This is a genomic window from Frankia nepalensis, assembly GCF_016786325.1.
In the GTDB taxonomy this organism is placed as follows: domain Bacteria; phylum Actinomycetota; class Actinomycetes; order Frankiales; family Frankiaceae; genus Pseudofrankia; species Pseudofrankia nepalensis.
Map to the genome: position 1 here is coordinate 27,692 of NZ_JADWYU010000198.1, position 22,355 is coordinate 50,046.

Here is a 22,355-nt window from a genome sequence, read left to right on the forward strand (position 1 = left end):
ACAACCCGTTCCTGAACCAACGGACGAGCCCGGTCTGGTGCCACGAGGCGACGGCGCCGCCGATCGCGCCGAGGGAGTCGGCCAGGTCGAGCGCGGCCAGGCCGAAGGCGCCCGGCCGCGGCGGTCAGCGGTGGGGCGGCGTCTGGGCCAGGCCGGCCAGCAGTTCCGCGGCGCGGTCGGCGAACAGGTGGGCCTCGCGCTCGACGGACAGCGCGCGAGCCCGCTCGGCCGCGGCACGTACGGCCGCGGTGGGCTCGCCGCGGGCCAGCAGGAGCCGCGCGCGCAGCAGGAGTACGTGGCCTTCGGCGTACCGCTCGCCGTAGGTGCCGAGGAGCTCCTCCGCCCGGTCGAGGGCGGCGCCGGCCTCGACCGGCATCCCGGCCGCCAGCCGCATCTCGGCGAGCAGTCCGTACCAGGACGCCAGGCACGAGCGGGGTGGGTCGAGCAGGCTCGCGTCGATGAGCTCCTGGGCCGCCGCCGCGGCGCCAGCCGGGTCCTCGCCGGTCATGGCCCGCGCCCACCACCGCGCGAGCCGCGGGTAGCTGCCGAGGAATCCATAGGAGAACTCCGGGTCCACCGCGATCCCCCGTTCCGCCGCGCGCAGCGCCCAGGCCGGGTCGCCGGCCAGCGCCGCCACCGTGACGGCGAAGGCCGACCAGACCGTCACCGCGTAGGGGTCGTCGCCCGCCGCGGCCTCCAGCCGGTCGAGCAGCGCCCGCGCCCCGTCGACGTCGCCGTGCAGCGCGGTGTTCAGCGCGAGCATCACGGGTGAGAGCAGCTGCAGGTCGTGCCGGAGCGGTTCCTCGTCGCGCTCGGCCAGGCGCATGGCCGAGTGGGACTGGCTCAGGTACCGGAACGCCTCGCCGATGTTGCCCACGCCCCACTGATGGAAGCCCCACGCGTGCCGGCCATACGCGCGTATGACCGGGTCGGCGGACGCTTCGCCCTGCTCGAGCAGCCGGCACGCCAGCGGGCCCGACCGGTCGAGCTGGATGCCCTGGGAGTACGCGACCCAGCGGGAGAAGAGGAAGTCGGCGGCTTCCCGTTCCCGGCCGAGGCCACGCGCCAGGTGCTCGGCGCGCTCCAGCAGGTCGGTCGCGGAGCCGACATACCCGGACCGCATCCCGACGACCGCGGTGAGCAGCGACACGGCGGACAGCTCCAGCTCCGCCAGGCCCGCCGTCCGCGCCACCCGCGCGGCCGACTCCAGCTGCCGCGAGGCGGCCTCGAACGCGGACTTCGCCGCGGCCCGACGGCCGGCGCGGACCAGCGCGGCCGCGGTCCTGGCCGGGTCCGCGAGGGGACCGGCGGCCCACAGGTGGTGGGCGAGACGCTCGGCGACGGCCTCGCCGTCCACGACGGAACGCTCCAGGGCGTCCGCGACGCGCAGGTGCAGCCGGGTCGCGCGGGGCGGCGGCGTCGTCTCGACGACCGACTCGCGGACCAGGTCGTGCGCGAAGCGGAACGAGAACGGGTCCCCGGGCTGGGGTTCGAGCAGGCCGAGCGCCTCCAGGGGCTCGAGAAGGTCGACGCAGGTCCGCGCGTCGAGGCCGGCCACGCCCGCGAGCAGGCCGAGGTCGACGTCCCGGCCGATGAGCGCGGCGATCTGCGCCAGGCCTCGGGTGTCGTCGTCGAGGCCGGCCATCCGGTCGCGGACGACGTCGCGAACGGTGACCGGCACACCGGCCCGCGCCGCGGCCTGCTCGGTGAGAGCCCCGCCCTCGGCCAGGAAACGGGCGAGCTCCCGGACGAAAAAGGGGTTGCCGGCGGTGCGGGCGTGAATGCCCCGGGCGACGGCGGGGCCGGGGGGCTGGCCAGTCTCGCGGTGGACGAGCTCGGCCACCTCGGCCGGGTCCAACGGTCCGAGCCGGATCCTGCGGTGCCGGGAAAGCCGGCTCGCCGCGGCGAGCATCCGCGCGAGCTCGGAAGCGGGGGCGGGTGCCCGGTCGCGGAGCGCGCCGATGATCACGGTGCCGCCCGGCATCCGCGCCGCCAGGTGGCTGAACATCCGCAGTGAGGCGACGTCGGCCCACTGGAGGTCGTCGACGACGAGCACCACCGGCCGACGCACGCAGGCCTGGCCGACGAGCGCGACGGCCCGCTCGAACAGCCGGAACTGGGCGCCGGCGTCCGGCAGCGCCGACGCCGCGACGAGGTCGCGGGGCTCCACGAGGCGACCGAGCTCGCCGGCGCGCCACTCCTGGCGCGCCGCGGCGGGCAGGCTGTCGAGGATCACGGCGACCGCCCGCACCCACGGCCACATCGACGGCATCCCGCCCCCGTCGAGGCAGTGGCCCCAGACGACGAGCGCGCCAAGCCGGCCCGCGTCGGCGCCGGCCTCCTCCAGCAGCCGGGTCTTGCCCGCCCCCGGCTCGCCCTCGACCAGAACGAGCGCCGCGCCGCCGGCGAAGGCCGACGCCACGGCGTGCCGCAGCACCTTGAGCTCCTCGGCCCGGCCGATCAGCCGGTCGGCGAGCGGTGTCTCGACGGCGGGTGCCCTCGGCCGCCCGGGCGGCGTTTCCTCGGCGCGGCCGGCGGGCGCGGCCGGCTCGGTCGGCCGCGGAAAGGGGGGCGAACGGCGCGCCGTCCCGTCCGGCCCGCCCGCGTCGGCGCCGGCCGACGCCGACGAGGGCGGAGGCTGGCTCAGGATCCGCAGGTGCGCGGCCCGCAGGACGGGGCCGGGATCGACGCCGAGCTCCTCGGCGAGCCGGGCTCGGACCGTCCCGAACACCGCCAGCGCTTCCGCCTGCCGCCCGACGGCGGCCAGGGACGCGAGGAGACTCGCCTGCACGGCCTCGTTCAACGGCGCCATCGCCGCGGCCAGGCGCAAGGGCGCAAGCACCCGCTCGGCCTGCCCCCTCATCACCGCGAGCTCGGCCGCCGTCACGCACGCGCCGAAGAACTCCTCGTTCAGCGCGGCGAAGAGGGACACCGCGGTCGACCCGTGGGGCAGCCCGTCGCCCGCGGGACCGTGCCAGAGCTCCAGTGCCCGCGCGTAGCGGTCGAACGCCGCGTCGAGCCGCTGCTCCGCGAGGCGCGTCCCGGCCTCGTCGACGAGCTCCCGGAAGCTGACGACGTCCAGCATCCCCGGGCTGGACGCGAACAGGTATCCGCTGCCGCGCCGTTGCAGGTAGGAACCGGTTTCGCGGGCCGGCAGCGCGGGTTCCAGCAGGCGCCGCAGCGTGCCTATGTACTTCTGGAGGATATTGAGCGCCGAGGCTGGGACGTCATCGCCCCAGATCAGATCGATGAGCTCGCTCATGCTGATCGGCCGGCCCGCGCGGACGAGGAGCAAAGCGAGCAGGTACGCCTGCTGCCGGGGCCCGGCGTCCAGTTCGACGCCGTCCCGCCAGATCCGCAACGGACCGAGAATCCGAAGACGGAGCTGACCATGGCGCACGCGGGAACCCTATATCCGGCAACAAATCCGGACACGGTTTCGCCGCTGATAGGTGATGTGGTGGTCAGTGGCCGGACGACGCGAGTGCGGCTCGCCAGCGGCCAGCGCCGACGTGGCCCGGCTCAGGCCGACGCGGCCCAGCCCGGCCTGGGCCGCGTCGGCCTGAGCCGGGCTGGGCGACGGTCGATCAGTTGGGCTGTGCCTGAGCGGGCGCGGGGCGAAGATCGGACACGGTCAGGGACGGGTCCTCCGGCTCGTGCAGGCCGTGGCGGGTGTAGAAGCGCCGCAGCGGCGCCGGCGCCCACCAGTTCGCGTTCCCGAGCAGGCGCATCGTGGCCGGCACGAGCAGCGCGCGGACGATCGTCGCGTCGACCAGCACGGCGATGAGCATCGCGACGCCGATCAGCTTGATGAACGTGATGCCCGAGACCGAGAACAGCCCGATCACGACCAGGATGAGGACCGCGGCGCTGGTGATGATCCGGCCGCTGCGCTGCAGGCCGATCGCGACCGCCGTGGTGTTGTCGCCGGTGCGGTCGTATGCCTCGCGGATCCGGGACATCAGGAAGACCTCGTAGTCCGTCGACAGACCGAACACGATCGCGAGGACGAGGATCGGCTGGGTGGCCTCCAGCGTCCCGGTGGGGGTGAAGTCCAGCAGGCCGGACAGGTGGCCGTCCTGGAAGATCAGGACCAGCGCGCCGAACGAGGCGCCGAGCGACAGGACGTTCATCACGATCGCCTTGATCGGCAGCACGACGGAGCCGAAGGCGAAGAACAGCAGGATGAACGTCGCGCCGACGATGATCAGTGCCATCCAGGGCAGCAGACTGGCGGTCGTGTGGAGCTGGTCGGCCAGTTCCGCGGTGAAGCCACCCACCAGCACCTCGCCGCCGGCCGGTGCCGCAACGTCCCGGACCCGGCTCACCAGGTCCCGCGCCTGGCCGGCGATGGGGTCGCCGTCGTAGTTGACGGTGACCCGGGCGACCTCGCCGGCCTGCGCGGTGACCGCGGCCGCGGTCACCCCGTCGACGCCGGCGACCGCGGCGACGTACCGGTCCAGCCCTCCCTGGTCGGGCGAGGTCACGATCGCCTCGATCGGCAGCTGGCTGTTCTGGACGAACTCGCGGTCGGAGACCTCGGAGACCACCCGGCTCTCGGTGCCCTCGGGAAGAACCCTGGGGTCCACGCCGCCGAACTCGACGCGCAGGAACGGCGACCCGGCGAGCAGCAGCACCGCGAGCACGCCGACCGCGTAGATGATCGGTCGCCGCATGATGCTGTGCGCGAGGCGGTACCAGAAGCCGCTCTCGACCTCGCCCGCCGGGTCGGCCGGCCGGCGGCGCGGCCACGGCACGGCGAGCGCGTCCACCCGCCTGCCGAGCACGCCGAGCACGGCGGGCAGCACGGTCAGCGCCGAGACCATCGCGACGAGCACGGCCGCCAGGCCGCCGAAGCCCATCGAGCGCAGGAACGTCATCGGGAAGATCAGCAGCCCGGCCAGCGACACCGCGACGGTGACGCCGGAGACCGCGACGGTGTGGCCGGCGGTGGCCATGGTGCGCGCGACCGCTTCCTCGACGTCGCGCCCGCGGGCGATCTCCTCCCGGAATCGGCTGACCATGAACAGGCCGTAGTCGATCGCCAGGCCCAGCCCGAGGATCGTCACGAGGTTGACCGAGAAGACCGAGACGTCGGTCAGGTAGCTCAGCACCCGCAGCGCGGTGAACGCGCCGAGGATGGCCAGACCGCCGATCATGAGCGGCAGGCTCGCCGCGGCCACACCCCCGAAGACGAACACGAGCAGGACCAGCAGGACGGGGATGGAGAGCATCTCGGCGCGGGCGATGTCCGCCGCCACCCGCTCGCCGATGTCGCGGCTGACCGCGGTGATGCCGCCCAGCTGCGTCTGGAGGCCGGGAGCGGCGAGCTCGTCCTCTATCTCCTTCAGCGCGTCGACGCGTTCTCCCTCCTCGCCGGCGAGCGTCAGCACCGCGTAGGTGGAGCGTCGGTCATGGCTGACCAGGGCGGGGCTGTTGTTCGTGCCCCAGTAGGTGATCGTCCTGGTCACCACGTCGTCGGGGAGCGCGTCCAGCGTCTCGGTCACCGCCCGCTCGTACGCCGGGTCGTCGACCGTCCGGTCCGGGCTGCGGTAGAGCACGACCAGGTCGTTCCCGGTCCGGCCGAGCGCCTCCTCGGCGCGCTCGAGCGCGCGGGAGCTCTCGCTGCCCGGGTCGTCGAACCCGCTGGTGGTCAACGCGCCGAACACCTGCGTGCCCCAGACGCCGCCGAACACGAAGAACGCGCCGGCAAGGCCGATCACCCACCACCGGCGACGGAACACCGTCCGCCCCAGCCGCTCGAACATCGCTGCCCCTCAGGAATTCCGCGCGACGGGTGGTCGCGATGTGGACACGGGACTTCAAGGCGAGTGAACGACGCGCCGTGCTCTGGAATACCGCCGCCTGTTCTCAGCGGTCGCGGCCCACTCGCTTCTGGCGACATTAGGGCGACGCTCTTGACGACGAGTGGATACCTGAGTGGATGCCTGGCGGAAGGCACGGCCACCCGGCACCACGGCACTACACAGATCGTCAACTCGCCGGTGGTGTAGTCGGGTCTCGTAGTTCCGACCAGGGGAGACCGAAGAGCATGTCGCAGCCCACCATCGTCCTCGTCCACGGCGCCTTCGCCGACGCCTCGAGCTTCGCCAGGGTGATTCCCGAGCTGCTCGCCGACGGTCTCAAGGTTGTGGCACCGGCGGTGCCGAACCGCTCGCTCGTCGGCGACGCCGAATACCTCGGATCCGTCCTCGCGGCCATCGACGGCCCCGTCGTGCTCGTCGGCCACTCGTACGGCTGCGCGGTGGTCACCGTGGCCGGTGTCGCCGAGAACGTCAGGGCCCTGGTCTATCTCGCGGGCTTCGTCGTCGACGAGGACGAGGCCCTCGGCGAACTCCAGGGCCGCTTCCCCGACTCCGACCTGGCCCAGGCGCTCGATGCCACCCCCTTCCCGGGTGGCATCGATCTCTCGGTCGACCCCGAGAAGTTCCCGGCGGTCTTCGCCCACGACGTCGACCCGGCCCTCGCCGCCGTGCTCGCCGTGTCGCAGCGGCCGTTGTCCGCGGCGGCGTTCGGCGACAAGGCGCCCGCCGCCGCGTGGCGCACCAGGCCGGCGTGGGGCGTCGTGGCCGCCTCGGACCACACCATCAACCCGGAGGTCCAGCGCTTCGGCTACCAGCGCGCGGGGGCCGACGTAGTCGAGGTGGACTCGTCACATCTGGTGATGCTTTCTCAGCCGGCGATCGTGGCCGACCTGATCAAGGGGGTCGTCAAGTCGGTGTCCGGGTGACCCGGCGATCAGGCTGTCGGGGAAAGGCCGGCTCGCAGGACGAGGAAGGCGCCGACGGCGACCACCAGCAGGGCGCTCGCGACCGGGCCGACGGTGAGGGCCGCCGTCGCCAGCCGAGGCGCGACGCCGAACAGGCGACGCAGTAGCGGGCGCAGCGCGCGGTCGAGCAGATAGCCGACGCCGACGAGGGTCGCGGCCATGCCCAGGCCGTACGCGATCACGAGCAGCACGCCGAACCAGGCCCGGCCGAGCGCGGTCGCGCCGAGCAGCACCACCACCGCCGAGGGCGTCGGCACCATCCCGCCGGCGAGGCCGGTCAGCAGGAGGGCACGGGACCGGGGCGCGGCCTGGCCGGCGGCCACCAGCGGCGCGTGGCTGTGCCACCGGCCGCCGTGCCGATGGCGGTGGCCGTCGTGATCGTGCCCGTGACGATGTCCATGGTCATGTCCGTGGTCATGTCCGTGGTCATGACCGTGCCCGCGGCCATGACGCGCCTCGTCGCCGTCCCCGTGGCTGTGACCGTGACCGTGACCGTGGCTGTGCTCGTTCTCGTGCTCGTGGCTGTGCTCGTTACCGTGATCGCCGCCATGACCGTGATCGCCGCCATGACCGTGGTCGTGACCAGGGCCGTTGCCGTGACCGTGGTCGCGGTCGTGGTGATCACCCTGATCGCGATCGCGACTGTGATCATGATGGTGGTCATGGTCATGGTCATGGTCGTGATGGTGGTCGTGACCGTGATCGTGATGCGGACGGAGCAGGGCGGCGAGGCGGTAGGGCGAGTCAGCGGCGAGACGCGCGCGCAGCATGCTGACGCCGAGGCCGACCAGCAGCAGGCCGCTGGCGGCGCCGAGCCACGGGTAGAGGCGCTCGGGCGCGAGTCCCGCCGACGCCGACAGGACGAGCGCCAGCAGGAACACCCCGATGGTGTGCGTCAGCGTGACGGCGCCGGCCATCGCGGCTAGCTGTCGGCGGGTCGCCGAGCCGCCCACGATCGTCGCGGCCATCACCGTCTTGCCGTGCCCGGGCGCGAAGGCGTGCGCCGCGCCGAGGCCGACGGCGACGACCAGGGCAACCGCCGCGGCGCCGACCGTCAGCGCCGAGCCGGGGGCGACCAGGCTGGTGAACCGGCCGGTCAGCCCGCCCGTGCCCGGGCGGGCGGCGAGCTGGCCGTCGCCGCCCGGGCCCGCGGCGTCCGTCCCCGCGGCGTCCGAGCCCGCGGCGTCGCCCGGGACGCCAGGCAGCGGGTCCGCGGCGGCCGGGCCACCGGGGCGGGCGCGCAGCGACGCGCGGGTGACGTCGGCGCCGCCGGCGAGCGGGTCGGCCGGGTAGGCGGTGAGCAGCGCGCTCGCGGACGCCGCCGGGACGTCCGAGCTGACCAGCGTGGCGCCGTCGCCGACGGCGACGGTCTCCCGCCAGCCGGACCGGTCGGTGTAGGAGCGCAGCTCGTAGGCGACGTCCGAGCCGTCGTCGGCCACGAGCCCTGGCGTGACAGCCGTGGCGTACCTGCAGACCAGCCGCGTCGTCGCCAGGCCGCCCTGGCCCGGCGGGAAGGTGAGCGCTCCACCGGTGGCCGCGAGCGCGGCGGGCCGGCCGTCGACGGTCAGCGCCACCTCGCCGGCGACGCGGGCGCACGCCCGGTCACGCCAGGCCTCCGGCCCGGCCGCGTCGATCTCGGGGCGCAGCTGGGTCGCCGGGATCTCGGCGAAGTCCACCACCACGTCGAGGCGGACCCGGTCGGGCGCCACTCGCAGCACGCCCGCGGTGTTCACGGTGAAGCTGCCGAGCGGGTGGGCCGCGGCGACCCCGGCCGTCACGAGCAGGAACAGGCCGACGAACCCGAGGAGCACCGCGACGCGGCGCCGGCCGTGACGCCGCCGCGACGCGCCAAGCGGGTGGGACGGGCTGGGCACGGCGGGCACGGCGCGCACGGCGGGCGGCCGGGTGGCGCGGGAGCGGGCGGTCACCGGGCACCTCCCACCGGGCGCACGGCGTCGAGCGATCCCAGCAGGTTCCGGGCGAGCGGGGCGTGCAGCGGCGAGAAGGCCGGGTCGAGCGCGAGCGCGGCCCGCAGGTTCGCGACGGCCGCGTCGGACTGGCCGAGCGCCGCCTCGATGACGCCGAGGTGGTAGCGGAACAACGCCCTCGGGGTGCCCAGCGCGACCGCCGCCCGCGCGTACTCGAGCGCCTCGGCGTCGCGGCCGAGGCGGTGCAGCGCCCAGGCCTGCGCGTCGTCGACGAACACGCCGCCGCGGCGCTGCCGGGCGTCCGTGACCGCCGCGAGCGCCGCCTCGGGATCGCCGTGGTCGGCCTCGAACAGCGCGAGCTCCACGTCGACGTCCACGCCCTGCGCGCGCAGCAGTCCCGCGGCCGACCGGGCGAGCGCGTACTGCTGGTCCGCCTCCGGCTGCCGGCCGACCGCCGCCAGCAGCTCCCCGTACTCGATGACCAGGGCCGGCTGCGGCGAGCGGCCGGTGGCGGTCCGGTAGTCGGCGAGCGCCGCGTCGACCAGTCCCTGGGCCGCGGCGACCCTGGCCCGGCCCGCGAGCAGCGCCGGGCTGGTCGGGTCGGCGACGAGCCCGCGGCGGAACGCCTCCTCGGCACCGGTCAGGTCGCCCGTGTCACGCGCCAGCTCGCCGAGGTGCAGCCAGGCGAACGCGACGTCGGCCGGCGAGGAGGCATCGGCCAGCACCCGGTTCAGCGCCTCGCGGGCCGGTTCGACCTCGCCGCGCAGCTCGAACGCGTACGACGCCCTGGCCAGCGAGGACACGTCCGGGCGCAGGTCGACCATCCGCTGGACCGCGAGCCACGCCTCCGGATAACGGCCCAGCTCGACGAGCGCGTCGGCCCGTACGCCGTGCGCGGGCGCGCTGTACTCGTTGACGGCGATCGCGGCGTCGGCGAGGCGCAGCGCCGCCGGGAAGTCGTGCCGGGCCGCGGCGAGCGCCGCCTGACCGGCCAGCGCGAGGTCGTTGCCGTCCGGGTGGATCTCCAGCGAGCGGGCGAGGGCGATCTCGGCACGCGGGTAGGCCGTCGGGTCGCCGGTGATCCGGGCCTGCTCGACGTAGGCGCCGCCGAGCGCCGCCCAGCCGGGCCAGTCCCCCGGCACCTGGCGCAGCCGCGCGGTCAGGCCGTCGATCTGCTGACCGATCCGGGTGGCCGGCGTGGGCGGCGGCTGCGCGGCCGCGGCCGAGCCGGCCGGCTGGCCGCCGCCGGTTCCCGTGCCCACGCCGAGCACGAGCGCTGCCGCCGCCGTCGCGGCCAGCACGGCGACGGTGACCAGCGCGCCCGCCGCCCGCGACCGGCGCGAGCCCGGCAGCCGCCGCCACCCGATCCGGCCATAGCGCTCGAGGGGCCTCTGGAGGCGCGAAAGAAGAGCACTCCCGCGTCTCCCCCGGCCATACCGGCCAAGGGGCCTCCGGAGACGCGAAGGAAGAACATTTTCGCGTCTCCGCTGGCCGGGTGGTCGTCCCATGGCTCGCCCCTTGACGTCCGCTGCCGCGGGCGGGCCCGGACTTCCCGGGCGGCCCGCCGGCGGTCTCCGACGGTCTGACGAGCGGGCTTCGGAGCCGGGCGTCGCGCGGACTGGTCACGAAACGGAATTGGTCGAGCGCGGGAGGTGTCGGCAGGGCGACACACCTCCGCCACGCCGTCGGCACCCATCCGCCGGGCGGTCGGCGGCGAACCCACCCGTGCCAGGGCCGGCGATGGGCCGGCCCGCGCGACACAGCGAGGTGATCTCGTGCATCGACACCCGGTTGTCCGCCCCGAGGCGGACGCCCCCGAGCCACGGACGCGGCCCCAGCCCCGCCGCCGGCGGCGGGGGGCCACCGCCGTCACGGCGCTGGTCCTCGGCGCCGCCGCGGCCGTGGCGGGGACCCCGCTCGCCGGGAACGCGTCCTCCCACCGGGAGGCACCGCTGATCGCGGGCGACCCGACCGTGGACAACACCGACACCTACGCGTTCGTCAGCCCGGACGCGCCGGACACGGTGACGCTGGTCGCCAACTGGTCGCCGTTCTCGGAGCCGGCCGGCGGCCCGAACTTCTTCCCGTTCGCGACCGACGCCCGCTACAACCTGCACGTCGACGCGGACGGCGACGCGAAGGCCGACCTCACCTACCGGTGGACCTTCACGTCCAACTACAAGAACCAGAACACGTTCTTGTACAACACCAACCAGGTCACGGCGCTCGACGATCCCGACCTGAACTTCACTCAGACCTACAAGCTGGAGCTGGTCCGCGGCCTGCAGACCACGGTGCTGGCCGACAACGTGCCGGTGGCGCCGTCGAACGTCGGTGTCGCCTCGATGCCGGACTACCCGAAGCTGCGGGCTGACGCGGTGCGTACCCTGCCCGGTGGTCTGAAGTCGTTCGCCGGCCAGGCCGACGATCCCTTCTTCCTCGATCTTCGGGTCTTCGACCTGCTCTACGGCGGCAACGCCTCCGAGATCGGGCAGGACACCCTGCGCGGGTACAACGTGAACTCGATCGTGCTGCAGGTGCCGAAGCAGGAGCTGGCACTGAACAAGGACCCGGCCCGCAACCCGGTGATCGGGGTCTGGAGCACCACCGATCGGCGCAGCCTGCGTCTCCTGCCAGGGACCGGCGGCGACGGCCAGCCGCTCAACTCCGGCGGCTGGTCGCAGGTGTCCCGACTCGGCTCACCGCTCGTCAACGAGGTGGTGCTCCCGGTCGGCCAGAAGGACCGGTTCAACAACTCCAACCCGGACCGTGACGCCCAGTTCCTGCGTTATGTCACCAACCCGGAGCTGCCCAAGCTGATCCAGGCCATCTACAACATCCCGGCGCCCGCGGAGCCGCGCAACGACCTGGTGGCCGCCTTCCTCACCGGCGTCTCCAAGGCGAACCTCGGGGTGGACCTGAACGCGCACACCCTCAACCAGGACGCCAGGAAGGACAAGATCATCCCCTACGAGGGACTGCGGCTGAACATGTCGATCGCGCCGACGATGACTCCGAACAGGCTCGGCGTGGTCGGCGGTGACACCGCCGGCTTCCCGAACGGCCGCCGGCTCACCGACGACGTCGTCGACATCGAGCTGCAGGCGGTCCAGGGCGTCCTGCTGCCGAACCCGCCGCCGGCGGCGAAGGCACTGGGCGACGCGGTGGACGCGAACGACGTCCACTTCCAGCACATGTTCCCCTACGTCGCCCTGCCCACCCCCGGTTCCCGCTGACCGGCACCACCACATCCAGGGCGACGCGCGCCTGACCGCGTAAGCCACGGGACAACCCGACCCACCGGGCCGGCGTCGTGTCTGACCGACCAGGCCGCGTCATGTCTGACCGACCAGGCCGGCGTCGTGTCTGACCCGCCGGCGCCGACGGGCACCGGCCCGGTCAGGCCCCCTCGGCGAGGGTGTCCGCGACGAGGGCGTTCGCGTGGCCGTGGCCGAGGCCGTGCTCGGTCTTGAGCCAGTTGACCAGCTCCATGTGCCTGGTGAGGTCGCTGGCGCGGATGATCTCCTTCCACTCGGCGACGGGCCGGCCGTACTTCTTCTCGATCGACGGGAAGTAGGACGCCGGCCCCTTGACCTTCGCGGCGGCGGGGGCGCTGGTCCTCGTGGTCGTCATCGTGATGCTCCTGCTCTCGGCTGCCCGGTCGGTCCGCGAGGCCTCGCGGCACGTCACCTCCTCAGACCGGGCCACCGCCACGGACTCATCGGTACGCGCGCGCCGCGACAGCGCCGTCGACATTCCGCCGGGTTCCTCCTCGCGAGAATGCGCGGCGGTGATGGTGTCGACCGCGTGCGGAAAATCCTTTGCGCGCCCTGTCTGATATCGGGCATTCTCGTGCTCGCACCGAACGAGCTGGCGCCAGGAAGGCGCCGGCACGATAGCCACCGCGCGGCCGTCGATACGTTCGCTGCCCGGCTCCGGCGACCACGAGGAGGTGCTTTGTGCGCAACCATGACGAGAAGGTCAGGGACATGACGGAGTCGGTCCTGCCCTCGACCAGGCGGAAGGCGGCCCGCCAGGAGCGGCGCCGCGTCCACAAGCGCCAGCGTGCCCGCCAGCGCGACCTCCTGGTCGTCGCGCGCCGGACGGCCGGCCACGACGACCGCGACGCGGACTTCCGCGAGGGAATCCGCCGGCAGGAAATCACCCAGATGGTGTGGGGCCGGCGGGCCGCAGACAAGGTGGGGCCGCTTACCCGCTGGGCCAGCGTCCAGGTAGGGCGCGACGAAGTCCTGCGAGATGCTCCGCTCACGGAGCAGGTCGATTACTTCGCGCGGCTCGTTCCCGACAACACCATCGGCCGGCACGCCGTCCAGCACATCGAGTCCGACCTGAGGCACGCCGCCGACCGCGAGCGGTGGCTCGCCCGCCGGGCCGAGTGGAGCGCTGACCAGCGCCGCCGCCACCGCGAGCAGGTCAGCGAGGACGTGGACGGCATTCTCGCCGCCGGGTGCCACCGGGAGCTCAACGACGCGCTGCGGGCGGGCTACCGTGCCCGCGCCACCGTCGGCGAGGGCGGCGCCGTCATCCTTCCCCGGCCCAACCGGCTGCTGCTGGGCGCCCACGACGTCGACGACTTCGCGGACGCCGTGGCCGGCTACGGGTGGATCCGCGACGTCGTGCACACGCTCCGGCTGGTCCGCGTCCCCCAGTGACATCCACGGGACGCGGACTCCGGCCCAGCCCTGTCAGCCACCGGCGTGACGCCAAGGATCGCCGGTGGCTGACAGATCCTGGTTTCGGATGGTTGACCCGGGGCGAAAGCCGGAAGAACAGGACGGTGGCGGCGACACACGGACACCCGGTCAGGATCATCGTCGTCAGGCTGGTCGTCGTGGCCGCCCTGCTCATCGGTGTCTTCACCGCGCTGGGCACCCTGATCGCGTCCGGCCCGGCCGCGGTTCGCGACGCCGACCTCGACGTCGTCCGCTGGTTCGCCGCGCACCGTACCGGCTGGCTGCTGCGCGCGACCGCGGCGGGCACCTACCTGTCCGACACCTGGACCGTCATCGCCGCGACGGCGCTGCTCGCCGCCGCGGCCGGCTGGTGGACCAGGCGCTGGCTGCTGCCCGCCGCCGCCGTGCTGCTCACCGCCGGGGAGACGGCGATCTACGAGCTGACCGGCCTGCTGGTCGACCGGCCCCGCCCGCCGGTCCCGCGGCTCGACGTCGGCGACCCGGCGGCCGGCTACCCGTCCGGTCATGTCGCGGCCGCGGTGTGCCTGTACGGCGGAGTGGCCGTCTTCGCCCGCTGGGCCGCCGCCCGGCGGCGTGCCGCGGCCGGCGTCCCGCCCGCGCGTGGGGTCGTCGACGTCGTCGCCGCGGCGGCTGCCGCGGCGGCCGTGCTCGCCCCGCTGGTGGTCGCGTTCTGCCGGGTCTACCGGGGCATGCACCACCCCACGGACGTACTGGCCGGCGCGCTGATCGGGGCCTGCTGGCTCGCCGCGGTGGCAAGGGTGCTGCTGCGCCCCGCGCTGGCCGCCGTCGACGACCGCCGACCGAGGCCCGCCCCACCGCCGAAGGCGACGGCGATGTCCTGACCGCCCGCTGATCACCGCGACCGCGCCACTCGATGTGATCCACACCACATCGGCAACCAACCTGCCCGACCCGGCGTGACTTGAACAGGGCCGGACGAGCCGGTCGCGGCGGGAGGGAGGGCGGTCGATGGCGGACGACGCGTCGTTCGACGCCTTCTACCGGCAGAGCCGGCAGCGACTGTACGACTGCCTGTACGCGCTGACCGGCGACCCGGCCGAGGCGCAGGACGCCGCGCAGGAGGCATTTGCCCGGGCGTGGCAGCGCTGGCCGACGGTCGGCGGCTACGACGACCCGGAGGCGTGGGTGCGCACGGTGGGCCGGCGGATCGCCGTGAGCCGGTGGCGGCGCACCCGCAACCGGCTCACGGCGCAGCGGCGGCTCGGCCCGCCGGATCCGGTGCCGCCCCCGTCGGCGGCGACCACGATGATGATCTCCGCCCTCGCCCGGCTGCCGGTGGAGCAGCGAACCGCGATCGTCCTGCATCACCTGTGCGACCGGTCGGTGGCGGAGGTGGCCGCCGAGACGGGGGTACCGGTCGGGACCGTCAAGGCCCGGCTCTCCCGTGGCCGGCACGCGCTGGCCGCCCTGCTGCGCATCGAGCCGGAGGACAGCCATGTCTGACCACGACCCCGGCCTGGGCCGGGAGGGCGGCGCGGCCGGCACCCCGCCGGAGCCGCTGGACGGGCTGGGCGAGGCGTTCGAAGCGCTGCGGCGGCAGCGGCCGCCCCGGCCGTTCGCCACCGCCGACGAGGTCCGCGGCCACGGCCGGCGGCTGGCCGCCCGCAGGCGGGTCGCCGTCGGGCTGGCCGCCGTCTGCCTGGTCGCCGGCGGTGGAGCGGCCGCCGGCGCGGTACTCGCGGATGCCGGGCCTGGCGAGCCCGGCGGGACGGTCACGCTGGCGGCGACCCCGCCCGGAGCGGCCACCGCGTCCGGTGCCACCACCATGCCCACGGCCACGGCGACGCCGACCGCGCCGGCCACGACCGCGCCGCGAACCACCCAGCCGGGCACGGCGCCGCCATCGGCCCTCGCGACCACGGTGGTGCCCAGCGCCACCATGACCGTGGGTCCCGGCATGCTGCTCACCGCCGCCGACCTCGGCCCGGGCGGCTGGGCCGACGTCGCGGCCGAGCCATTCGAGGGCGGCGGGGATGCCTGGTTCTGGGCGGACGCCTGCGCCGGCTACCAGCGCTCCGACTACCCGTCCCGCCAGCGGCAGCTCGACTGGGCGGTGGTCGGCTACGCCACCGACGGTGGGGCGCGGTCCGTGCTCGAGGAGGTCGAGGCGTTCGCGCTCGGCTTCGGGGCACGCAGCCTCGCCGACGTCCGGGCGGTCGTCGCGTTCTGCGAGAACCGGCCGGCGTTCAATGCCGAGCGCACCGGCGCCGGGCCCACCACCAACACGATCATCCGGACTGGCTTCGCCGGTGACGAGTCGCTGCTCGTCCGGCAGTCGCACTTCTACTACGACGGCGCGACGCTCGCCCCCGAGCCGCGCGTCACCCTCACCGCGGTCGTGCGCGTCGGCGACCGGGTCGCGACCGTGTGGTGCGACGGCCTGGACACCGAGCAGGTGCTCGTCCTGGCTCGCCGCGCCGCCACCCGGCTGTGACGTCGCCAGCTGTGACATCGCCAGCTGTGAGGTTGCCGGCTGTGAGGTTGCCGGCTGTGACGGCCGGTGGCCCGGCGTCGCGAGGCTCGACCCGGCGCCGCCGGATCCATGTGGGTCCGGGTCGCCGCGCCCTGACGGCGCCCTGGATGCCGGCTACCGTCAGGGCCATGGCGACCTGGGACGACGTGGCCCGAATCGCGTTGGCGCTGCCGGAGACGGCCGAGGGCACCTCCTACGGCCAGCGTTCCTGGAAGGTGGCGGACAAGGGCTTCGTCTGGGAGCGGCCGTTGCGCCGCGCCGACCTGGCGGCACTGGGTGACGCGGCTCCGGGCGGGCCGATCCTCGGCGCGCGGGTCGCCGACCTCGGCGTCAGGGAAGCACTCGTCGCCGACGACCCCGACGTGTACTTCACGACCCCGCACTTCGACGGCTATCCGGCGGTGCTGGTCCAGCTCGACCGCATCAGCGTCACCGACCTGGAGGAACTGGTGGTGGAAGCCTGGCTCGCCCGCGCGCCAAAACGGCTCGCCAGGAAGTTCCTCGCGGCCGGACACTGACCGCGCGACAGGCGGACCGCGCCGAGGTCCGTGCCACCGACGGGACGGGGAGGCCGATGGGCGCGACGTCGTGGGGGTATGGGCGGCTGTGCGCGCTCGTCTACCAGGTCGACAAGCCGATCGGGACGTCCTTCTTCGCCCTGCGGCGGTACGACGTCGACGGGTTCACCGCGCTGCTCCAGGACACCGGTTTCACGGTGACCGCCGTCCACGCCGACTACACGCGGGGGAAACCTCCCGCCGCGGACTCCCAGGTCTGGACCTTCGAGGCCACCCCGTCCGACGGTTCGCCGGGTCACGACTCCGGGAACTAACCCCTGCGTGCCAGCACCTTGGCGAGAAGCGGGGTGCAGACGAGGACGACCAGCAGGCGCACGACCTGCACGGCCGTCACGTAGGTCACGTCGCTGCCGCTGTCGGCCGCGGTCGCGAGCACGGCGAACAGGCCGCCCGGCGTCGTCGCCAGGTACGCGGTGAGCCCGTCGACGGGGGTGACCACGGCGAGCACCGCCCCCATCGCCGCGCTCGCGACGATCATCCCCATGATGATGGCGAAGATCGCGGGCAGCATCCTGGCGATCGAGCGCAGGCTCGCCCTGGTGAACCTCAGGCCGACCTGGACGCCGATGACCGCGTAGGCGAACCACTGCAGCGGGACCGGAACGTCCACGGGGCCAAGCCAGCCGGCCCCCACGATCACGGACGCGACGGCCAGCGGCGCGAGCAGCGTCGACGTGGGGAACGGCAGCACCCTGGCCGCGAGCAGGCCGAGGCCCAGCGAGGCGGCGACGTAGAGCAGGCTCGGGCCCAGCCGAGCGCTCGTCACCGCCAGCGTGCCGGCGCCGAGGGCCGGGCGGAAGACGAGCGAGGCGACGAGCGGCATCGTGACGACCACGACGAAGACCCGCAGGTACTGGGCGACGGTGACGACCCGGTCGTCGGCCCCGAGGTCCCTGGCGACGGCGACCACCCCGGACGCGCCCCCGGCGATCATCGCGAAGGCGCCGGTCACCTGGGACACGTCGCGACGCATCGCCAGGACGCGGCCCGCGCCGAGACTGATCGCGACGGTTCCGAGCGTGACCGCGAGGATCGCCGGAGTGTCCCCACCCATCGAGCGAAGCGCCGGGTAGCTGACGCTGGTGCCGATCACGACCCCGAGCAGGCCCTGGCCGAGCGTCGTGAGCCAGCGTGGAACCGTGAGCTCGGCCGAGCCTCCGAGCGCGTACGCCATGCCACCCACGAGCGACCCGAACAGTACCGGGCTCGGGACGCCGGCGAACGAGAGCGGCACGCTCACGGCGAGGGTCACGGTGATGATGAGCAGAACCGCGCGTGGGGACGCGCCACCGCCGCCGGGTACGCGAGCCGCGTCGACTCGACGATGGAGGCGAAACGGCATGACCAGCGCATCGTACTGGCCATGGGGGGCGCGCCCGGGTCATCCGGGCGGCAGTTCGCCTGGCCGCGCCACCGCCGCTGATGTCCGCCGGCCCGGTATCCATCCGCCGGCCTGACCATCCATCCGGCGGCCTGACCTCGCCGTCACCGCGCCGGCGAGCATCTGTGCCCGCACGGACGCGCCCGCATTCCGACGGCCGGGGCCGGCGCCCGACGCGTGCCGGCCGTTCAGGCAGCCCGGAGCGGGAAACGGCGGCCGGCAATGACCCGGCCCACCCGCGCATTGGCCGCGTCGGGTGAGGCATGTCCTCCACCCGACATCGACCATTACGGATTCGAATGACGGGCCCACGACACCGCCATATGCTGCTCGCGGTACACGGCCAGGCGACCGGGGGGAAACCACGGCTCGGTGCCGGGCGGCCCGTCTCGAACCTCGAGCGGATTTCGCGCGGCGGCTTCGGACCCGCCCACGGCGCGCCGGCGCCCGGTACGGGGTGCTCGGTTCGGCCGGTTCTCGGCCCGGGCGACGGAGGTTGCGATGACCGTTCAGGCGGAGCACGGCCCGAAGACCCGCCCGCTCAGCGCCATGGACCTGACAATGATGCGGTACCAGCAGAAGAAGCCGGCGACGCCCGTCGTCGGCGGCTATCTGTTACGGGTCGCCGGAGAATGCGGCGTCGACGAGCTGCGCGCCGCCGTCCTCGACCGGGTACGCCGGTTTCCCGAGCTCACCGAGCGGCTGATGTTCCCGAAGGGCGCGCGCCAGCCGGTCTGGGGTCAGGACCCCGATTTCGACGTGTCGGCCGTCGTCCGGGAGCACACCATGGCGGACGTCGACGGCGAGGCCGGCCTGCGGGCCTTCCTCGAGCGGCGGTACCGGGCCGAGCTGCCGCTCGACGCTCCGGGCTGGGAAATCTTCCTGGTGCCGAAGGTGGCCGCGGGGGAGTTCGCGGTCTTCTTCCGGTCCAGCCACGTCTGGCTCGACGGGATGGCGGCGGGCCGGGTGATGGGCATGTTGTTCGGCGCGGGCGACGCCCCCGACCGCGCCCTGTCGCCCCGCCGGGACGGGCGGCCCACGCCGCGGATCGTCCTGTCGGCGTTCCGGCACATCTGCACGTGGGCGCGGCCGTCCGGTGGCCTCGAGGCCCTGGCCGGTCCGCTCGCCGGCGACGTCCGGCTGCACTGGGCGTCGACGAGCACCGACCGGCTACGCGCCATCGGCCGCGCGTACGGCGCCACCGTCAACGACGTGTTCCTGGTGGCGCTGTCGGAGGCCTTCGAGTCCTGGACCCGCCCGGTGGGCCCGCGCCGCGGGCTGCGCGCGCTGATGCCGATCAGCGCCCGGCGGCCGGAGGAGCAGGAGCTTCTCGGCAACTTCGTCATGGGAACCCGTGTCTGGCTGCCGAGCGCGTCGGACTCGCCCTGGCGCCGTTTCGACGAGATCCGCCGGCAGACCGCCCAGTTCCGCGCCGCCAGGGCGGGGGTCGGGGAACGCTGGTGGTTCGAGCGCATCCCGACCCGCGTCACGCCGACCGTGGTGGCGCTGGGCACGGCTCCCCAGCGGGTGGCGCTGTCGGCCTCCAACCTCGGCGCGATGCGCGGGCCGCTGGTGGTCGCGGACCGCCCGGTGACCGCGGCGCTGCCGCTGCCGGTGCTCATGCCCGAGCAGCGCGTCTCCGTCGGCCTCGGCGGCCTGGCGCCGACGGCCACGCTCGGGATCGTGGCCGACCGCGGCGTCCCGGCCCTCGAGTCCCTGGCCGATCACTGGCTGGCCTCGCTGGAGCACCTGGCGAAGGCGGCCGGGCTCACCAGCTCACCGAACGACTCCCCCCACGACCCCGTCGCCACGCCCTCTGCCTGAAACCGGACCGCGTCTGAGACCGGCCCGAGGCCGAGGCCGGCGGCCGTCTCGGCTCAGGACCCGGCCCAACAGCCCGGTGGCCCCGCACGGGGCGCCACCAGGCCCGACCCGGCCGCCTCCCGCGGGCTCTCGCGGGGCTGGCCCGGTCCCGGCGCCCAGCATGATCGCGGTTCCTGCCCTCGGGTGGTCGTGGACGTGGCGACACCGCGACCACCGGAGGGCACAACTGGCGATCATGCGCGACGGGCTGATCTTGGCGATTGGGGCGCTAATGCCGGGAACGTCATTCGGCGGGGCGGTACGGTTTGCGCAGTTTTGAAGGGGGGTGTGGTGAGCGATGTCCGGGCCGCGACGCCGGCCGACATGCCCGCGGTGCGGGCCGTCGCCACCGGGTTCGGGCTGCTGGACACCTGGCCGGGCCGGGCGGACTTCCTCGACCTGGAGCGGGAGGACGGCCGCCTGTGGGTGGCCGACGGGGACGAGGGCGTGGTCGGCTTCGCCGGCACGCTGAGCCGCGGCACGCTCACCCATCTCGGCGACCTGTTCGTCGACCCGCGGACGCAGTCGGCCGGGCTCGGCCGGCGCCTGCTGTCGGCCGTCCTCCCGGGAGCAGGCGCGGACGTGGTGACGTTCGCGTCGTCAGACCCGCGGGCGTTAACCCTCTACCTGCGGCACGGGCTGCGTCCCAGCCAGCCGCTGTGGTACCTGAACGGCCGCCCGAAGACGCCTCCCGCCGGCGCCGTCCGCCCGCCGCCCGTCGGCGTCGACGAGGTCGCCGGTCTGGACGCGGAGGCCAGCGGCGGTCATCGCGGCCGCCACCTCGCCTGGTATGCCGCCCAGCCAGGCGTCACTGCCTGGTCCACCCGTCACGGGTACGCGTTCACCCGCGTGCACGGCGACGCCTGCGTCCTCGGCCCGGCCGGCGGGCGTGACCCCGATGCCTGCGTCCAGGCCGTCCTCGCCGCGGTCGGCCAGGCCGCCGACCGAGGGCTGGCCGTGTCCGTGGCCGTGTTCGGCGCCCACCCGGCGGTGCCGGCCCTCCTCGACGCGGGGCTGCGCCTCGTCGACCAGGACACCTTCATGACCAGCCGGGACGGCGCGCTGGACGTGTACCGATACGTCCCCAACCCCGATCTCGGTTAGTACGCCAGCTCACCGACGTGCATGTCGCGCGTCCGCCCCGCCGCCGAGGGTGGCGTTCTGGCGAACTCATTGCCAGTCCGAACTCATTGCCAGTCGCCGAGACCGTCCGTGTAGTCCCCATCATCGTAACCCTGGCTGTAGACGCCCGAGATGTCCTGCGTGATGGCGGCGCCGTGATTTCCTTGAGCCGTCGCGGCCGCAGCGGCTGGTACGGCCACGCCAGAAGTGGCCAGTGTCGCCGACATCGCGGCCACCAGCACGCGACGGCGCCCCGACATAGCGGCCATGAGCAGCTCCCTCCTGTGACACGGGGCCCGTCCCGGCAGGACGGCCTCCCTCGAGAAGGTCGAACGGCGAGCGCGCCGCCCTTCGCCTCACGTTCACCTGGCTGGAAATTTCCGTGGAAAACGGCACCCAGGGCTGACTGAAGTCCGGTCGCCGCGACGTCGTTCTTCCCGGGAAGCCCGGCGTCAACCGGGCGTACGCTTTCTTTCGGGCACACTCGTTCTTCGAATTTTCCCTGACCAGTGCGCCCAAAAGGGCTACTGGTCAGGGATACCCGGCGGGGCGCGGATCCGGCCGGTTCGGGTTGTACAACCCGGTATGACACGTATGCTGACGGCCCGCCGGGCTGGCGTCTCGGTCCAGTCAGCGCAGGCCGCGGGCGAAGACGGGCGCGCGGCGCTCGCCGAACGCCTTCACGGCCTCGAGGTGGTCGGCGCTGCGGAAGGTGACCGCCTCCATGGCGAGCGCCATCTCGTAGATGCGGTCGACCCGGTCCTCGAGGTCCTTGTTCACCAGCCGCTTGGTGAAGCGGATCGCGAGCGCGGCGCCCTGGGCGAGCCGGCGGGCGGTCGCCGTCGCCTGCTCGAGGACCTCCTCGGCGGGGACGGCGTGGTTGACCAGGCCGATCCGCTCGGCCTCGGCGCCGGTCAGCAGGTCGCCGGTGAGCAGGTACTCCTTCGCCTTGTTCGCGCCGATCAGCATCGGCCAGAGCACCACACCGCCGTCGGCGGCGACGAGGCCCGCCTGGACGTGCGGGTCGCCGATGCGCGCCGTCGCGGAGATGTAGACGATGTCGCAGAACAGCGCGAGGGTGGCGCCGAGCCCGATGGCGTCGCCGTTCACGGCCGCGATCATCGGCTGGCGGACCGCGAGGATGTTGCGGGCCATCGCCACCGCGTCGACGAACAGCTGGGAGAAGCCGTCGTCGTACCCCGCGTCGTTGTTCTCGGCCATCTGCTTGAAGTCGCCGCCGGCGCAGAACCCGCGGCCCTCGCCGGTCAGCACGACGACCTCGACCTCGCTGTCGGCCGCGATCCGCGCGTAGAGCGCGGTCAGCTCGCGGTGCATGACGTCGTTGATGGCGTTCATGCGGTCCGGCCGCGCCAGCGTCACCAGCAGGACGCCGCCGTCGAGCTCGGTCCGAATCGTGGTGAACCCGTACCTGTCCACACCAGCCCCATCCGGGCTCCGGGGCGCCGCGGCGCGGGCCCCGTGGC

At 74.0% G+C, this 22,355-nt stretch carries 18 protein-coding genes; 10 read left to right on the plus strand and 8 right to left on the minus strand.

Going from position 1 to position 22,355, the window contains the following annotated elements; genetic code table 11:
• Positions 1-124: 124 nt before the first annotated feature.
• Complete coding sequence (locus I6A81_RS30380; RefSeq protein WP_203010381.1) at positions 125-3,361, minus strand: BTAD domain-containing putative transcriptional regulator; 3,237 nt, start codon at positions 3,359-3,361, stop codon at positions 125-127.
• Positions 3,362-3,587: 226 nt separating this feature from the next.
• Complete coding sequence (locus I6A81_RS30385; RefSeq protein ID WP_203002839.1) at positions 3,588-5,768, minus strand: MMPL family transporter; 2,181 nt, start codon at positions 5,766-5,768, stop codon at positions 3,588-3,590.
• A 284-nt stretch (positions 5,769-6,052) separates the two neighbouring features.
• Here I6A81_RS30385 and I6A81_RS30390 point away from each other — a divergent pair, with 284 nt between their 5' ends.
• Positions 6,053-6,751, plus strand: a complete 699-nt coding sequence (locus I6A81_RS30390) for an alpha/beta fold hydrolase (protein ID WP_203002838.1) — start codon at positions 6,053-6,055, stop codon at positions 6,749-6,751.
• 8 nt (positions 6,752-6,759) lie between these two features.
• Here I6A81_RS30390 and I6A81_RS30395 read toward each other — a convergent pair whose 3' ends face one another.
• Together I6A81_RS30395 and I6A81_RS30400 are read right to left on the minus strand one after the other, a co-directional pair.
• The gene (locus I6A81_RS30395; RefSeq protein WP_307875013.1) at positions 6,760-8,718 is read right to left on the minus strand and encodes a high frequency lysogenization protein HflD; all 1,959 of its coding nucleotides are present in this window, start codon (positions 8,716-8,718) and stop codon (positions 6,760-6,762) included.
• On the minus strand, positions 8,715-10,019 hold the full coding sequence (locus tag I6A81_RS30400; RefSeq protein WP_307875014.1) for a tetratricopeptide repeat protein: 1,305 nt from the start codon (positions 10,017-10,019) through the stop codon (positions 8,715-8,717). The genes I6A81_RS30395 and I6A81_RS30400 overlap by 4 nt, the downstream gene beginning before the upstream one ends.
• Positions 10,020-10,493: 474 nt before the next feature.
• Here I6A81_RS30400 and I6A81_RS30405 point away from each other — a divergent pair, with 474 nt between their 5' ends.
• The gene (locus I6A81_RS30405) at positions 10,494-11,954 is read left to right on the plus strand and encodes a DUF4331 domain-containing protein (protein ID WP_203002836.1); all 1,461 of its coding nucleotides are present in this window, start codon (positions 10,494-10,496) and stop codon (positions 11,952-11,954) included.
• Positions 11,955-12,117: 163 nt separating this feature from the next.
• Here the strand turns inward: I6A81_RS30405 and I6A81_RS30410 are convergent, their stop codons facing one another.
• On the minus strand, positions 12,118-12,351 hold the full coding sequence (locus I6A81_RS30410; RefSeq protein WP_203002835.1) for a DUF4287 domain-containing protein: 234 nt from the start codon (positions 12,349-12,351) through the stop codon (positions 12,118-12,120).
• A 326-nt stretch (positions 12,352-12,677) separates the two neighbouring features.
• Between I6A81_RS30410 and I6A81_RS30415 the strand changes: the two genes are divergently transcribed.
• The 6 genes from I6A81_RS30415 (at position 12,678) to I6A81_RS30440 (ending at position 16,759) form a co-directional block, all read left to right on the plus strand.
• Complete coding sequence (locus I6A81_RS30415; protein WP_203002834.1) at positions 12,678-13,391, plus strand: hypothetical protein; 714 nt, start codon at positions 12,678-12,680, stop codon at positions 13,389-13,391.
• Positions 13,392-13,516: 125 nt separating this feature from the next.
• Positions 13,517-14,275 carry a phosphatase PAP2 family protein gene (locus I6A81_RS30420; RefSeq protein ID WP_307875015.1) on the plus strand — a complete coding sequence of 253 codons (759 nt, stop codon included), beginning with the start codon at positions 13,517-13,519 and terminating at the stop codon, positions 14,273-14,275.
• Positions 14,276-14,402: 127 nt separating this feature from the next.
• Positions 14,403-14,897: a SigE family RNA polymerase sigma factor gene (locus I6A81_RS30425; RefSeq protein ID WP_203010382.1), complete on the plus strand. Its 495-nt coding sequence runs from the start codon at positions 14,403-14,405 to the stop codon at positions 14,895-14,897.
• The gene (locus tag I6A81_RS30430; protein ID WP_203002833.1) at positions 14,890-15,888 is read left to right on the plus strand and encodes a hypothetical protein; all 999 of its coding nucleotides are present in this window, start codon (positions 14,890-14,892) and stop codon (positions 15,886-15,888) included. Before I6A81_RS30425 ends, I6A81_RS30430 begins: the two co-directional genes overlap by 8 nt.
• A 167-nt stretch (positions 15,889-16,055) precedes the next feature.
• Positions 16,056-16,445 (plus strand): MmcQ/YjbR family DNA-binding protein, encoded by a 390-nt coding sequence (locus I6A81_RS30435; RefSeq protein ID WP_203002832.1) that lies wholly within the window; start codon positions 16,056-16,058, stop codon positions 16,443-16,445.
• 56 nt (positions 16,446-16,501) lie between these two features.
• Positions 16,502-16,759 (plus strand): hypothetical protein, encoded by a 258-nt coding sequence (locus I6A81_RS30440; RefSeq protein WP_203002831.1) that lies wholly within the window; start codon positions 16,502-16,504, stop codon positions 16,757-16,759.
• Here the strand turns inward: I6A81_RS30440 and I6A81_RS30445 are convergent.
• A complete protein-coding gene (locus I6A81_RS30445; protein ID WP_203002830.1) occupies positions 16,756-17,847 on the minus strand; it encodes an AbrB family transcriptional regulator in 1,092 nt (363 codons plus the stop codon). The two genes, I6A81_RS30440 and I6A81_RS30445, sit on opposite strands and share 4 nt — an antisense overlap.
• A gap of 540 nt (positions 17,848-18,387) precedes the next feature.
• Here I6A81_RS30445 and I6A81_RS30450 point away from each other — a divergent pair.
• Together I6A81_RS30450 and I6A81_RS30455 are read left to right on the plus strand one after the other, a co-directional pair.
• Complete coding sequence (locus tag I6A81_RS30450) at positions 18,388-19,710, plus strand: wax ester/triacylglycerol synthase domain-containing protein (RefSeq protein ID WP_203002829.1); 1,323 nt, start codon at positions 18,388-18,390, stop codon at positions 19,708-19,710.
• A 330-nt stretch (positions 19,711-20,040) separates the two neighbouring features.
• The gene (locus I6A81_RS30455) at positions 20,041-20,853 is read left to right on the plus strand and encodes a GNAT family N-acetyltransferase (protein ID WP_203002828.1); all 813 of its coding nucleotides are present in this window, start codon (positions 20,041-20,043) and stop codon (positions 20,851-20,853) included.
• Between the two features lie 83 nt (positions 20,854-20,936).
• On the opposite strand, the gene I6A81_RS30460 is transcribed toward I6A81_RS30455, so the two are convergent.
• Both I6A81_RS30460 and I6A81_RS30465 read right to left on the minus strand, forming a co-directional pair.
• Entirely contained in the window at positions 20,937-21,140 is a 204-nt protein-coding gene (locus I6A81_RS30460; RefSeq protein WP_203002827.1) for a hypothetical protein, read from the minus strand.
• A 361-nt stretch (positions 21,141-21,501) separates the two neighbouring features.
• Complete coding sequence (locus tag I6A81_RS30465; RefSeq protein WP_203002826.1) at positions 21,502-22,308, minus strand: enoyl-CoA hydratase/isomerase family protein; 807 nt, start codon at positions 22,306-22,308, stop codon at positions 21,502-21,504.
• Positions 22,309-22,355: the final 47 nt, after the last annotated feature.